The organism is Salinarimonas sp. (assembly GCF_040111675.1).
Classification (GTDB): domain Bacteria; phylum Pseudomonadota; class Alphaproteobacteria; order Rhizobiales; family Beijerinckiaceae; genus Salinarimonas.
This window is the reverse complement of record NZ_CP157794.1, coordinates 482,892-497,704: the sequence shown is the minus strand read 5'-3', so window position 1 is coordinate 497,704 and position 14,813 is coordinate 482,892. Positions and strand designations below refer to the sequence as shown.

Genomic DNA, 14,813 nt, shown 5'->3' with positions numbered 1-14,813 from the left:
CATGCCGCCCCTCGCCGCCCCCGCCACCGCCGAGGACCGCCGCGCGCTGCTCAAGCGTCTCCTCGCCGCGCGCGACCGCGAGGCCGGGGCGCGGCCCGCGCCCGCGATCGTCCCCGATCCGCAGAACCGGTTCGCGCCCTTCCCGCTCACCGAGATCCAGGAGGCCTACTGGCTCGGCCGCCGCCCCGGCTTCCCCCTCGGCGGCGTCGGCATCCACGGCTATTTCGAGATCGACTGCCGCGATCTCGACCTGCCCCGGCTCGAGGCCGCCTGGAACGCGGCGATCGCCCGCCACGACATGATGCGCGCCGTCGTCCTCCCGGACGGGACGGCGCGGATCATGCCCACGGCGCCGACCTACCGGATCGCCGTCGAGGACCTGAGCGGCGCCGCGCCCGACGCCCGCGCCGCCCGCCTCGCCGCCCTGCGCGAGGGGATGGCGCATCGCGTCTACGACGTCGCGCGCTGGCCGCTCTTCGAGATCCGCGCCGTGCGGCTCGACGCGCGCACCACCCGCCTCCTCTACGGCGAGGACGCGATCCATCTCGACCTCGCGGGCAGCGCCCTCGTCGCGCGGGACTGGGTGGCGCTCTATCGGGGCGAGGCGCTGCCGGCGCCGCCGACGCTCGGCTATCGCGACGTCGCCCTCGCCCTCGACGCGCGCCGCGGCGAGGCCGAGCACGCCCGCGCCCTCGCCGCCTGGCGGGCGCGCCTGCCCGATCTGCCCGATCCGCCGGCCCTGCCCCGGAAGACGCCGGACACGGCGCTCGCCATGCGCTTCGCGCGCAGGACCCTGCGGCTCGCGCCGGCGGACTGGGCCGCCTTCAAGAGCCGCGCCGCCGCGCGCGACCTCACCGCCTCGGACGCGCTGCTGACCGCCTATGCCGACGTGCTGGGCGCCTGGAGCGAGACGCCGCGCTTCCTCCTCAACGTCACGGTCCAGAACCGCCCGCCGCTTCACCCCGAGATCGACCGCGTCGCCGGGGACTTCACCTCCTTCACCCTGCTCGACGTCGAGACGGGCGGAGACGTGGCCTTCCACGCGCGGGCCACGCGCCACCGCGACCGGCTCTGGGAGCGCCTCGCCGACGGCGCCGTCTCGGGCGTGACCCTGCTGCGCGAGCGCGCCGCCCTCGCCGGGACGGACACGGCGCTCGCGCCCTTCGTCTACACGAGCGCGCTCGGGACGCCCGGCTATCGCGCGCTCGAGGCGCTCGGCGCCCTCGTGCACGAGGTGACGCAGACGCCGCAGGTGCTCCTCGATCAGCAGGCGCTCGAGGTCGAGGGCGCGCTCGCCCTGAGCTGGGACGTGGTCGAGGACGCGTTCCCCGATGGCGTGATCGAGGCCGCCTTCGGCGCGCTGGAGCGCCTCCTGCGCGACCTCGCCGGCGCGGACGCCGCCTGGGAGCGGGGCGGGCCCCTGCCGCTCCCCCCCGACCAGCGGGCGGCGCGCCGCGCGCTCGACGACACCGCGGGCCCGTTCCCGCGGGCGCGGCTCGAGGAGCTGTTCGCGCGCACCGCCGCCCGCCGCGGCGATGCGCCCGCGCTCCTCGACGCCGACGGCGCGCTCTCCTTCGCCGCGCTCCACGATCGCGCCCGCGCGCTCGCGGGCGCGCTGCAGGAGGCGGGGATCGGCGCCGAGACGCCCGTGGCGATCGCCCTGCCGAGGGGCCGCGACCAGATCGTCGCCGTCCTCGCCACGCTGATCGCCGGCGCGCCCTATTGCGCCTGCGATCTCTCCGCCCCCGCCGCGCGCGTGGCGGCGATGCTCGCCCGCGCCGGCTGCCGGCACGCCATCGTCGATCCCGCGGCCCCGTTGGCGACGCTCCCCGCCACGGTCGCGGCCTGCCCGGTGGACGGCGCCGGGCCGCCGCCGCGCGCGGAGATCCCGCGCAGCGAGATCGCCTACGTCCTGTTCACCTCCGGCTCGACCGGGCGGCCCAAGGCGGTGCCGATCCGCCACGCCGCGGTGGTCAACCGCATGGACGAGGTGGTCGCCCGCTTCGGGCTCGGCCCCTCTGATCGCGGCCTCGCCCTCACCGCCCTCCACCACGACCTCTCGGTCTTCGACCTGTTCGGCCTGATGGCGATCGCCGGCGGCGCGCTCGTCCTGCCGCCCGCCGCGGCGGCCGGGCCGGGCGATCCGCGCGCGTGGGCGCAGGCGATGGCGCGCCACGGCGTCGGCGTCTGGAACAGCGTGCCGGCCTTCCTGGAGATGCTGCTCGCGGCGCGGCCGGAGCCGGAAGCCCTCGCCGGCCTGCGCCGGGTGTTCCTGTCGGGAGACTTCATCCCGCTTTCGCTGCCGGAGGCGCTCGCCCGACGGGCGCCGCAGGCGCGGGTGGTCTCCCTCGGCGGGCCCACCGAGACCTGCGTGTGGGACGTCTGCCACCCGATCGAGGGTCCGCTCGACCCCGCCTGGCCGAGCGTCCCCTACGGCCGGCCCATGCGCAACGCGCGCTATTCCGTGCGCCGGGCGGACCTGTCCGAATGCCCGGACTGGGTCGCGGGCGAATTGTGCATCGCCGGCGTCGGGCTCTCGCCGGGCTACCTCGATCCCGAGCCGCAGGACGCCGCCCGCTTCGTCGCCGATCCCGCGAGCGGCGAGCGGCTCTACCGATCCGGCGACCGCGGCCGCATCCGGCCCGGCGGGCTCGTCGAGATCCTCGGCCGCGCCGACCGCGAGGTGAAGATCGCGGGCCATCGCCTGGCGCTCGGGGACGTCGAGGCGGCGCTGCGGCGCTGCGAGGGCGTCGGCGCCGCGGTCGCCTTCGCCCACGAGACGCAGGCCGGCGGCCGCGTCCTCGCCGCGGCGGTGACGCCAGCCGCGGATGCGGCGCGGCGCGAGACGCTCGCCGTGCCGAGGCCGGCCGGGCCGCCCCGCGACGGCGTGCGCCGCAGCGCCCGCGTCTTCGGCCGGCGCGCGCTCCCGGCGGCGGCGCTCGCCCGGCTCCTCTCCGCGTTCCGCCCGCGCGCCGCGCCCGACGGCGCGCAGGAGCCCTGCGGGGACGGCGGCGCCGGCCACCTGCATCCCTCGGCCGGCGGCCTCGACGCGGTGATCCCCCTCGTCCATGTCCGCGAGGACCGCGTCGCCGGCCTCGCCGCCGGGCTCTACCGGCTCGATCGCGCCGCCGGCCGGCTGGCGCGCCTCGGCGGGCCGGCGCGCCTCGATCCCGCCGGCCACGCGGAGCGCAACCGGTCGCTGGCCGCCGACGCCGCCGCGACGCTGATCCTCGCCGCCGATCGCGGCGCGCTGGAGGACGCCTACGGCGCCGTCTGGCGCGATCTCGCGCTTCTCGAAGCCGGCTACATGGGCCAGCTCGCGGCGCAGGCCGCCGCCGAGGCCGCAATCGCGCTGTGCCCGCTGGGCGGGCTCGACCTCGCCGCTTCGGGCCTCGCCCTGCCGGACGGCCTCGTTCTCGCGCACGCCCTGCTGCTGGGGACCGATCCGGCCGCGCCCGCCAGCGCCGCCGCCCTCGAGGCCGGCGTCCTCGACCTCGCCGCCCTGCGCGCGGAGCTGGCCGAGACGCTGCCGCCGCACGCCGTCCCCGCGATCCTGCTCGCGCTGCCGACCCTGCCCCTCACCGTCAACGGCAAGCCGGACGCCTCCGCCCTCGCGCGCCTCGCCGAGGAGAGCCGCGGCGGCGCCGAGCGGCCGGCCGCCGACGCGTGGTCGCCGCCGGAGCGCGCGCCCCCGCGCGCCGCCGCGCCCGCCGCCGTCGCGGCGGACGTCCGCGCGGCCGTCGCCGACGTGCTCGGCCTCGCCGACCCGCCGCCGGAGCGGCCCCTGCGCGAGCTCGGCGCGACCTCCGTCGACCTCGTGCGCATCCATGCCCGGCTCCTCGAAGCCGGCTACCCGCTTCCCGTGACCGACCTCTTCGCGCATCCGAGCCTCGCCGCCCTCGTCGCGCATCTCGGCGGCGCGCCGGCCGCGCCGGAGGCCGGGGAGAGCGCCGGGGCCGCGGCGCGCGGGGCGACCCGACGGGAGGCGCTGGCGCACCGCAACGGGAGGAGAGGCGATGCTTGACCCGGATCTGCACGACCCGCGCGCCGACATCGCCATCGTCGGCCTCGCCTGCCGCTTCCCCGGCGCGCCCGACCCGGAACGCTACGCCCGGCTCGTGCTCGAGGGCGGGACGGGCCTGCGCGACCTCACGCCGGCGGAGCTGCGCGCGGACGGCGTGCCCGCGGCCGTCCGCGGCGATCCCGCCTATGTCGCCCGCGGCGGGCCGCTCGAGCACATCGACCTGTTCGACGCCGGCTTCTTCGCGCTCACGCCCCGCGAGGCGGAGCGCATGGACCCGCAGCACCGCCTCGCCCTGGAGCTCGCCGTCGAGGCGCTGGAGGACGCGGGGCTGCCGTTCGGCGCGGGCCAGGCGGTCGGCGTCTTCGCCGGCTGCAGCAACCCGAACTACCTGCTCTTCAACGTCGCGCAGGCCGACGCGCGCTGGTTCGGCACGCCGGACTACGTCGAGAGCATGATCGCCACCGATCGCGACTATCTCGCGACGCGCATCTCCTACCGGCTCCACCTCACCGGCCCGAGCCTCACCGTGCAGACGGCCTGCTCGAGCGCGCTCGTGGCGGTGCACCTCGCCTGCCAGTCGCTGCTCCTCGGCGAGTGCGACGCCGCGCTCGCGGGGGGCGTGTCGGTGCAGGTGCCGCACCGGTTCGGCTATCGCTGGCAGGAAGGCGGCTACGGATCGCGCGACGGCGTCTGCCGGCCCTATTCCGCGGAGGGCGGCGGGACCGTGTTCACCTCCGGCGGCGGGCTCGTCGCCCTGCGCCGGCTGTCCGACGCCGTCGCCGAGGGCGACGCGATCCTCGCCGTGGTGAAGGGCACGGGCGTCGCCAACGACGGGGCGGCGCGCTCCGGCTTCACGGCGCCCGGGGTCGACGGCCAGGCGCGCACGATCGCCGCCGCCCTCGCCGCCGCCGGCGTCGCGCCGGCGCGGATCGGCCTCGTCGAGGGCCACGGCACCGGCACGCCGCTCGGCGACCCGATCGAGGTCGCGGCCTTGACGCGGGCCTATGCCGAGGCCGGCGGCGCGCGCAACGTGGCGCTCGGCTCGGTGAAGGGCAATATCGGCCATCTCGACACCGCCGCCGGCATCGCGGGCCTGATCAAGCTCGCCCTCGCCCGCGACGCCGGCGTGCTGCCCCCGAGCCTGCACGCCGAGCGAACCAACCCGCGGATCGCCTTCGCCGAGACGCCCTTCTACGTCAACACCCGAAGCCGCCCCTGGCCGAAGGACAAGCCCTTCGCCGGTCTGAGCTCCTTCGGCATCGGCGGCACCAACGCGCACGCGATCGTCGGCCCGGCCCCGCATGCGGCGTCGCCCGCGGCGAAGGCCGCCGACGGCCCCGCCCTCCTCGTCCTCTCCGCGCGCAGCCCGGAGGCCCTCGAGGCCGCGGCGGAGCGCACCGCCGCCTGGCTGCGCGGCCCGGGGCGGGATCTCCCCTTCCCGGCGATCGCCGCCTGCGCCGCGCGCCGGCGCGCGCGCCATCCCGAGCGCCTCGCCCTCGCCGCGCCGGACGCCGACGCCGCCGCGCAGGCGCTCGAGGCCCGGCGCACGGGGGCGGCCACGCCGATCCGCGCGCGCCGCGGCCGCGCGGCGCCGGACGCCCCGTCTCCCGTCTGGATCTTCCCCGGCCAGGGCGGGCAGGCGCCCGGCATGGGCCGCGGCCTCGTCGACCTGCCCGGCGTCGCCGAGACCCTCGCGCGGATCGAGGCGGTGAGCGGGCCCGTGGCCGGCCGCTCGCTCGTCGCGCTGCTGACGGAGGAGGAGGCCGCGGACGCGCTGGCGCGGCCCGGGCCCGTGGTGATGGCCTGCTTCGCCCTGCAGGCGGGCCTCGCCGCCGCCTGGCGGGCGCTCGGGCTCGCCCCGGCGGCGGTGGCCGGCTGGAGCCTCGGCGAGATCGCGGCCGCGCACGTCGCCGGCGCGCTCGATCTCGAGCAGGCGACGCGCATCGCCGTCGCCCGCGCCGCCGCCTTCGAGGCGCATCCCTCGCCGGGGCTGATGGCGCAGCTCTCCGTCGACGCCGGCGAGGCCGAGGCGCTCCTCGCCGCCTGCGCTCCCGACGACGTCGCCGCGGGGCGGATCTGGCTCGCCGCCGAGACCGCGCCCGGCGCCTGCCTCGTGGCCGGCGCGCACGCCGCCGTGCGCGGGCTCTGCGAAACGCTCGCGGCGCGCGGCGAAACGCACGCGTCGCGCGGCGAAACGCTCGCGGCGCGCGGCATCGAGGCGCGGATCGTCCCGACCGGCGGCGTCGCCGGGCACGGGCCGTCGATGGAGCCCGCCGCCGCCGCGCTCGAAGCCGCCCTCGCGGACCTCGCGCCGGCGCCGCCGCGCATCCCCTTCCACGGCGCCGTCGAGGGCCGCGCCGGCGAGACGCGGCTCGATGCGGGCTACTGGGCGCAGAACATGCGGCGCCCCGTCCGCCTCGCCCCGGTCCTCGCCGGCCTCGTTTCGGCGGGGCACGCCCGCTTCCTCGACATCGCGCCGCGCCCGGCCAGCGCCGGCCCCCTCGACGCCGCCGCACGCGCGGCCGGAGCGGGCGTGACGGTCCTTCCCTCCGCGGAGCGGGATGCGGGGCGGCTCGCCTTCCTCGACAGCCTCGCGCGGCTGCACGTCGCGGGCTTCGAGCCGGATTGGCGGGCGCTGCACCCCGGTCCCGTCCCGGCCCTGCGCCTGCCCGCCTATCCCTGGCAGCGCGCGCGTCACTGGGTCGAGCGCGCCCCCGCGGCCCCGATCGTCGCCGCGCCGGCCGACGGCGCGAGCGGACGCGACGCGGCGATCGCCCGCCTCCTGGGGCGCCGGCTCACCTCCTCGCTCGGCGACGGCACGGTGTACCGCGAGGGCGTCTTCGACCCGCAGGCCGACCCGATCCTGGCCGACCACCGCGTCGGAGGCCTCGTCGTCCTGCCCGGGGCGACGATCTGCGACATGGTCCTGGCCGCGGCGTCCGAGCTGCCGGAACCGATCGCGGGCCTCGCCGACGTCGTCTTCGAGGACGCGATCGTCGCGTCCCCGGCGGCCGGGGTCGCGCTCCAGCTCGCGCTCACCCCCGCGCCGGAGGGATATTCCTTCCGCCTCGCCCGCGGCGGCGCGCCGGGGGACCCGAGCCCCGTCTGGCGCCGCGCCGCTTCGGGCCGCGTGCGCGTCGGGCGCCGAACGGCCCCGCCGGCGCCGCCGCCCCCGCCGCTCGACCTCGAGGACGTGGTCGAGGCGGACGACCTCTACCCGGCCCTGGCCCGAAGCGGCGTCGCCTACGGCCCCGCCTTCCGGCTGATCGAGCGGGTCGCCGTCCATGGCGCGGGGCTCGAGGCGCAGGCCCGCGCCTCGGCCGAGGCCGACGCGCGGGCGGGCGCGCCGCCGGGGCCGGCCCACGCCTTCCCGCTCCTCGACGCCGCGCTCCAGACCCTCGCCGCCGATCCGGCCGAGCGGACGGCGCGCATGCCCACCCATATCGCCCGGCTCGACCTCCACGCCGGCGCGGAGGCGCCGCCGCCGCTCCTCGCCATCGCCGCGAGCCGCGCGCGCGAGGCGCCGGGCCGCGCCGCGATCCTGCGAGCGGACGGCGCGCCGCTCCTCGTCCTGGACGGGATCGAGGCCGCCGCCGTCGCGGGCGACGCGCACGACGACGGCGCCTGGCTGCACGTCCCGGCCTGGCGGGCGCTGGAGGCCGCCGCGGCGCCGGCCGTCCCGGAGGGCGTCTTCGCGCTCCTCGGCGGCCCGGACGCGCTCGCCGACGCCCTCGCCGCCCGGCTGGCGCAGGCCGGCGCGCGGCCCGTGCGCATCGCGACGCCGGACGATCCGGCCGACGCCACGGCCTGGCGCGCCGCCCTCGCCCCGCTCGGCGCGGAGCCGGCGCACTGCCTCGACCTCGCCGGGCCCGAGACGGACGGGGCCTCCCCCGGCGACGCCGCGGCCGAGGCCTGCGCCGCGCTCCTCGCCCGCTCCGCGCTGCTGCGCGCCCTCGCGGCGCACCGCGCGCCCGTGCGCCTCTCCGCCATCCTGCCCGGCGCGACCGAGGCGTCCCCCGTCCTCGCCGGTCCGGCCCCGGTCGCGGCGGCGCTCTGGGGCTTCTACCGCACGCTCGCCGTCGAGCATCCCGAGATCGCCCCGCGCTGCGTCGACGTCGATGCGCAGGCCGACGCGGAGGCGATCCTCGCCGCGGTTCTGCGCGCCGAGGAGCCGGAGCTCGCGATCCGGGCCGGGCGGCTCCTCGCGCCGCGGCTCGAGCCCGCCGGCCGCGCGCCCGCCGCGCCGGCGCGCCTGCGCGCCGACGGGACCTGGCTCGTCGCCGGAGGAACCGGCGCGCTCGCTCCGGCGGTTCTGCGCGCCCTCGCCGCCCGCGGCGTACGCGACGTCGTCGTCGCCGCCCGCACGCCCCCGCGCGTCCCGCTCGCGGTCGCGGGCGCCCGCGTCGCCTTCCACCGGCTCGATCTCGAGGACCCCGCGTCCGTCCACGCCGCCATCGCCGAGATCGTCCGCGCCCACGGCCCGCTGCGCGGCGTCGTGCACATGGCGGGGCGCGTCCGCGACGGCTTCGCCGACCGGCTCGCGGCGGCGGACGTCGCCGCGGCGCTGGCGCCCAAGATCGCGGGCGCGCTCGCCCTCGACGCCGCCACCCGCGGCTGCGACCTCGACGGCTTCGTGCTGTTCTCGTCCGCCGCCGCCCTCGTCGGCGCGCCGGGACAGGGCGCCCACGCCGCCGCCAACGAGGCGCTCGCCCGCCTCGCCGCGCACCGCGCCGCGCGCGGGCTGCCGGCGCGGGTCGTCGACTGGGGCCCGTGGGCGGACGCCCTGCCGGACCCCGCGCAGGAAGCGGCGCATCGCGCCATGGGCATGGACCCGATCGAGGCGGCGCGCGGCGCACGCCTCCTCGCCGCCCCGCTCGACCCCGGCCCGACCCGTCTCGCCGTCTTCCGTTTCGACCCCGCACGCTGGCGCGCGCGCTTCCCGAGCCTCGCCCTGCCGCCGCTTCTCGCCGCCCCCGCGCCCGCGCCGGCCGAGGCCGTCGCGGCGCCCGGGCTCGCCGGCCTCGATCCGGCCGCGCGCGCCCGGCGCGTCGCGGAGGTGGTGCGCGCCGAGCTCGGCGCCATCCTCGGCCGCGCGCCGGACACGCTCGACGCCGACGCGCCCTTCGCCGAGGAGAACCTGTCCTCGATGATGGCGCTCGAGCTGCGCAGCCGGCTCGAGGCGGCGCTCGGCCTCGTCATCCCCACGACGGCGATCTGGCGCCACCCGACGCTCGCGCGCCTCGCCGACGCCCTCGCGGGAGACGCCGCGTAATGAGCGCGCCCGTCGCCATCGTCGGCGCCGCCTGCCGTCTCCCCGGCGGCTGCGACACGCCGCGCCTGTTCTGGGAGGCGCTGCGCGCCGGCCGCCGGCTGTCGACGCGCGACGCGTTCGGCCCGCGCCTCTCCGCGGCCGCGGCGGCGACGGTCGCGGCCGGCCCGGCCGACGCCGTCCGCCTCGCCGAGATCGACCTGTTCGACGCCGCCTTCTTCGGCATCTCCCCCCGCGAGGCGATGCGGACGGACCCGCAGCACCGGCTCTTCCTCGAGACCGCGATCGCCGCCCTCGACGCCGCCGGGCAGCCGCGCGAGGCGCTCGCCGGGACGCCCGTCGGCGTCTTCCTCGGCATCGCCTCGGGCGACTACGCCTGGCTGCCCGAGGCCATGGCGGCGGGCGCGGACGTGCATTCCGCGGCCGGCGGCGGCCCCGTCTTCGCCGCCAACCGGCTCTCGCACGCCCTCGACCTGCGCGGCCCCTCCCTCGCGATCGACGCGACCTGCGCCTCCTCGCTCGTCGCGGTCCATCTCGCCTGCCGCTCTCTGCGGGAGGGGGAGAGCGCGCTCGCGCTCGCGGGAGGCGTCAACCTCGTCCTCTCGGACGCGGTCGCCTCCGCGGCGGCGCAATCGGTGCCCTTCGCCGCGGACGGGCTGTGCAAGACCTTCGCCGCCGACGCCGACGGCACGGTGCGCGGCGAGGGCTGCGTGGTCCTCGTGCTCAAGCGCCTCGCCGAGGCGCGGGCCGACGGCGACCCGATCCTCGCCGTGATCCTCGGCAGCGCCGTCAACCACGACGGCCGCGCCAGCGCGCTCACCGCCCCGAACCCGGCCGCGCAGGCCGCGCTGATCCGCGCCGCCTGCGCCGACGCGGGGGTCGCGCCCGAGGACGTCGCCTATCTCGAGGCGCACGGCACCGGCACCGTGCTCGGCGACGCCATCGAGATCGAGGCGGCGGCGGAGGCCCTCGCCGGCGCGGCGCGGCGGCGCGCCCCCTGCCGGATCGGCTCGGTGAAGGCCGCCTTCGGCCATCTGGAGGCGGCCGCCGGCGCGGCCGGGCTGCTGCGCGCCGCTCTCTCGCTCGCCGAGGGGCGGCTCGCGCCGCATCCCCTCGCCGGCGCGCCGCATCCCGGCCTCGCCGCCCATGCCGAGACCCTGGCGCTCGCCCGCGCCGGCGACGCGCTCGGGCCCGCGGACCGGGCCGGCGTGAGCGCCTTCAGCCTGGGCGGCGCCAACGCCCACGTCGTGCTCGGTCCCGCGCCGGATCGCCCGCCCCGCGCGCCGCCGCCGGAGGGACCGCGGATCGTGCCCGTCTCGGCCCGCTCTCCCGGAGCGCTCGCGACCGCGATCGCCGACCTGCGCGCGGCCCTCGACGCCCCGCCCCTCGTCGACGCCGCGCTCGCCGACATCGCCCACACCGCCTGCCGGCGGAGGAGCCGGCATCCGCATCGCCGCGCCTTCGTCGCGGACACGCGCGCCGAGCTCGCCCGGCAGCTCGCCCTCGCGCGTCCGCCCGAGGAGCCGCGCCCGCGCGTCCGCCCCGGCGAGGGCCTGGTCCTGGTCTTCCCCGGCCACGGCTCGCAATGGGCGGGCATGGCGCGCGGCCTCGCGGCGCGCGAACCCGCCTTCGCCGCGACGCTCGCGCGGCTCGACGCCCTGTTCGCCCCGCGTCTCGGCTGGTCCGTCGCGGCGGCGCTGGAGGAGGCCGACGCGCCCGCCATGGCCCGCGCCGAGATCGGCCAGCCGGCGCTGCTGGCGGTGCAGCTCGGCCTCGCCGCGCTCCTGCGCGCGAAGGGCCTCGTCCCGCAGGGCGTCCTGGGCTACAGCGCCGGCGAGCTCGCGGCCATGGTCGTCGCCGGCATGCTCGACGAGGCGGACGCCGTGCGCATCGCCGCGACGCGCGCGACCGGCCTCGCCGCCGCCGAGCCCCCCGGCGCCGGCGGCATGCTCGCCGTGCGCACGCCGCCCGACACCGTCCCCGCGCTGATCGCCGAGACCGGCGGCGCCTGCGCGTTGGCCGCGGTCTGCGGGCCGGAGACGGTGATCCTGTCGGGCCCCCGCGCCGCCCTCGATCGCCTCGCCGAGCGTCTCGAGCGCCGCGACGTGCTCGCCCTCGACGCGGGCGTGCCCTACGCCTTCCACCATCCGGCCATGGCCGAAGCGGCGGACCGGATGGTCGCCCGGCTCGGCGCGCGGGACGTCGCCTGGCGCGCGCCGACGATCCCGGTCTATTCCAGCGTCCGCGGCCGCGCGCTGGCGCTCGGCGATCTCGGCCCCGCCTATTGGCGCGACGGCGCCTGCGCGACCCTGCGCTTCGATCGCGCGGTGACCGCCGCGCTGGCGGACGGGGCGCGGACCTTCCTCGAGGTCGGCCCCTCCGCGGCGCTCACCTCCGACGTGCGCGACGGCGTGCGCGCCGCCGGCGCACCGGCGCGGGCGATCGCCGGCCTGCGCCGGGGCGTGCCCGCGGCCCGCGCCCTCGCCCTCGCGGCGGCGGAGCTGTTCGAGGCAGGCGCCGTCGACGACCTCGCGCCCTTCGACCCGGATGGCGGCGCCGTCGTCCCGCTGCCGACGACGGCCTTCGAGCGCCGGTCGTTCTGGTGGCCGCCGCTCCCGGTCGAGACCCCGGCGCCGACGCCGCCCGCCGCGGGCGAGCCGGCGCCCCCCGCGCCGGACCCGAAGGCCTACGGCCTCGCCTGGCGTCCCGCGCCCGCGGAGCCGCCGGCCTTCGACGCCGCCGCCCTGCCCCTCGCCGCCATCGACGCCGCCTGCGCCGCCGCGAGCGCCCGCGCCGGCCAGGACGCCTACGCCGCCGCCGAGCCGACGATCGACGCCGCCTGCGCCGCCTACGCGGCCCGCGCCCTCGTTTCGCTCGGGGCCTCGCTCGCGCCGGACGCGCGCGTGCCGGTCGACGCCCTGGCGACGCGGCTTCGGCTCGACACCCCCGCGCGGCGCCTGCTCGAGCGGCTCGCGGGCGTGCTGGAAGAGGACGGCGTCCTCGCCCGCGAGCCCGACGCGTGGCGCGCGACGGGCCGCGCGCCGCATCCCGATCCGGACGGCGCCCTCGCCGCGCTGATCCCGACCCTGCCGCAGGCCCGCCACGAGCTCGCGCTCCTCGCCCGCTGCGGCCCGCGCCTCGCCGACGTCCTCGCCGGGCGCGTCGACCCGCTGACGCTGATCTTTCCCGACGGCGACGCGGGAACAGCCGCGGCGATCTTCTCGGAGGCGGGCAGCGCGCAGGTGGGCAACGTCCTCCTCGTCGAGGCGGTCTCGGCCGTGCTCGCGGGCCGGTCCGCCGGCGCGCCCCTGCGCGTGCTCGAGATCGGCGCCGGCACCGGCGGGGCGACGGCGGCGCTGCGCCCGCTGCTGGAGCGGCCGGGCGCGAGCGTCCTCGCGACCGACGTCTCCCGCACGCTCCTGCGCCACGCCGCCGCCCGCTTCGAGGGCTGGCGGGGCTTCTCGACGGAGCGGCTCGACATCGCCCGCGACCCCGCCGGGCAGGGCTTCGCCGCACGGCGCTTCGACCTCGTCGTCTGCGCCAACGTCCTGCACGCGACGCCCGACGTCGCGGCGGCGCTCGCCCACGCCCGCGGGCTCCTCGCGCCAGGCGGCGCCCTCGTCCTGCTCGAGCTGACGCAGCCCCAGCGGCTCGTCGATCTCACCTTCGGCCTCACCCGGGACTGGTGGGGCTTCGCCGACACGCGGCTGCGGCCCGGCCACCCGCTGCTGGCGCGCGAGACCTGGCGGGGCGCGCTGGCCGAGGCGGGCCTCCCGCGGGTCGCGATCGCGCCGGAAGATCCGGCCCTTTCGGCGCGGGCCGGTCTCTCCGTTCTCGTCGCCACCGAGGCTCCGGCGTCCGCGGCGGCGGCCGGCGAGCGCTGGCTCGTGCTCGGCGGCGACGAGGAGACCGCGACGGCGGTGGCGCAGGCGCTCGGCCGGCTCGGCCGAGACGCGGTGCGCGGCGGCGCGGAGCGGCTCGGCGGCGCGATCGACGGGCTCGTCGACCTGCGCCTCCTCGGCCCGCGCCTCGACGCCGCCGCGCCGCCGCAGGCGCTGCTCGACGCCCTGCGGCCGCGGGCCCAGGCCCTGTTCGAGACCGCCCGCGCGCTGGCGCGCCGGGAGGGACGGCCGCCGCGCCTTCTCGCCCTCACGGCGGGCGCGCTCGCCGTCGACTCCGCGGACGCCGCGCCCGATCCGGCCCAGGCGGCCTTGCGCGCGAGCCTCGAGGCGCTCGCCGCCGAGCATCCCGACTGGCCGCTCCTCGCCCTCGACGTCGGCGGCCGGGCGCCGGGCGCCGTCGCCGCGGCGGTGGCGGAGGCGCTGGCGCGACCGGGCGACGCGCCGTTCCGCGCCTCCCGGCGCGGCGCGCTGTGGACGCCGGAACTCGTGCGTCTGCCGGCGGCGCCGCGCGGGCCCGTACGGGTCGACCCCGTGCGCGCCCACCTCGTCGCCGGCGGGCTCGGCGCGCTCGGCCTCGATATCGCCGAGCGTCTCGTCGCCCGCGGCGCGCGCCGGCTCGTCCTCGCCCAGCGCGGCGACGGGGACGCCGCAGCGCTCGCGCGGGTCGCGCGCCTGCGCGAGGCGGGCGTCGACGTCGAGATCGCCCGCGTCGACCTCGCCGACCCGGATGCCGCCACGGCCTTCGCCGCGCGCCTCGCGGACGCGCGGCCGGGCGTCGCGGGGATCGTCCACGCGGCGGGCGTGTTCGACGACGCGCTCGTCATCGGCCAGGACTGGCCGCGCTTCCTGCGGGCGCTCGCGCCCAAGGCCGTCGGCGCGGCGGCGCTCCTGCGCGGCCTCGCCGGACGCGCGCTCGACCACGTCGTCCTGTCGTCGTCGGTGGCGAACCTGCTCGACCCCGCCGGCCTCTCCAACTACGCCGCCGGCAACGCGGCGCTCGCCGCCCTCGCCGAGGCCGCGCGGCGCGAGGGCGTGAACGCCACCTGCATCGCCTGGGGCGGATGGACCGGCCTCGGCATGGCGACGCGCCAGAGCGCCCGCTGGCTCGAGCGCTGGCGCGCGCGCGGCGTCGCGGGGCTCGGGCCGGACGACACCGACAGCGCCCTCGACCGGGCGCTCGCCGGCGCCGCCCCGGCCTTCCTCGCCGTCGCCGACGTCGACTGGTCGCGCTGCGCGGCCCATCTGCCCGCCCCGCAGCGCGCCCTCGTCGCCGCGCTCGCCCGCGAGCGGGTTTCGTCCGCCGGGCCGCCGACGGAGAGCGCGGCGCCGGCCCCGGCGCCCGCCCTGGACGTCGCCGCCCTGCCGCCGGCGCTGAGGCGCGAGCGCGTGCGCGGCGAGGTGCGCCGGCGCTGCCTCGCCATGCTGGAGCTGCCGGATCACTTCGATCTCGAGCCGGACCTGCCCCTCGCCGATCTCGGCCTCGATTCGCTGCTGGCGCTGGAGCTGCGGGCCGATCTCGGCGCGGCGTTCGGGCTCGACCTGCCGACGACGCTGCTGTTCGACTGCCCCTCGCTCGCGGCCCTGACGGACCATATCGCCGGGCGCGCCGCCGCCTGAC

The 14,813-nt window shown here is 79.7% G+C and carries 3 protein-coding genes; all 3 read left to right on the top strand.

The window, feature by feature from the left end; translation table 11 throughout:
• The first annotated feature begins 1 nt into the window (after position 1).
• Genes ABL310_RS02215 through ABL310_RS02205 form a run of 3 tightly spaced genes read left to right on the top strand, consistent with a single transcriptional unit; the run spans position 2 to position 14,812 of the window.
• Positions 2–4,024, top strand: coding sequence for an amino acid adenylation domain-containing protein (locus tag ABL310_RS02215; RefSeq protein WP_349370088.1), 4,023 nt, complete (start codon positions 2–4; stop codon positions 4,022–4,024).
• The gene (locus ABL310_RS02210) at positions 4,017–9,296 is read left to right on the top strand and encodes an SDR family NAD(P)-dependent oxidoreductase (RefSeq protein ID WP_349370087.1); all 5,280 of its coding nucleotides are present in this window, start codon (positions 4,017–4,019) and stop codon (positions 9,294–9,296) included. The genes ABL310_RS02215 and ABL310_RS02210 overlap by 8 nt, the downstream gene beginning before the upstream one ends.
• Positions 9,296–14,812 (top strand): SDR family NAD(P)-dependent oxidoreductase, encoded by a 5,517-nt coding sequence (locus ABL310_RS02205; protein ID WP_349370086.1) that lies wholly within the window; start codon positions 9,296–9,298, stop codon positions 14,810–14,812. The genes ABL310_RS02210 and ABL310_RS02205 overlap by 1 nt, the downstream gene beginning before the upstream one ends.
• The last annotated feature ends 1 nt before the right edge of the window (position 14,813 follow it).

What these genes read in the sequence shown, in the direction of transcription:
- ABL310_RS02215 (WP_349370088.1), top strand. Translation starts at nt 2, where the DNA reads ATGCCGCCCCTCGCCGCCCCCGCCACCGCCGAGGACCGCCGCGCGCTG.
- ABL310_RS02210 (WP_349370087.1), top strand. Translation starts at nt 4,017, where the DNA reads ATGCTTGACCCGGATCTGCACGACCCGCGCGCCGACATCGCCATCGTC.
- ABL310_RS02205 (WP_349370086.1), top strand. Translation starts at nt 9,296, where the DNA reads ATGAGCGCGCCCGTCGCCATCGTCGGCGCCGCCTGCCGTCTCCCCGGC.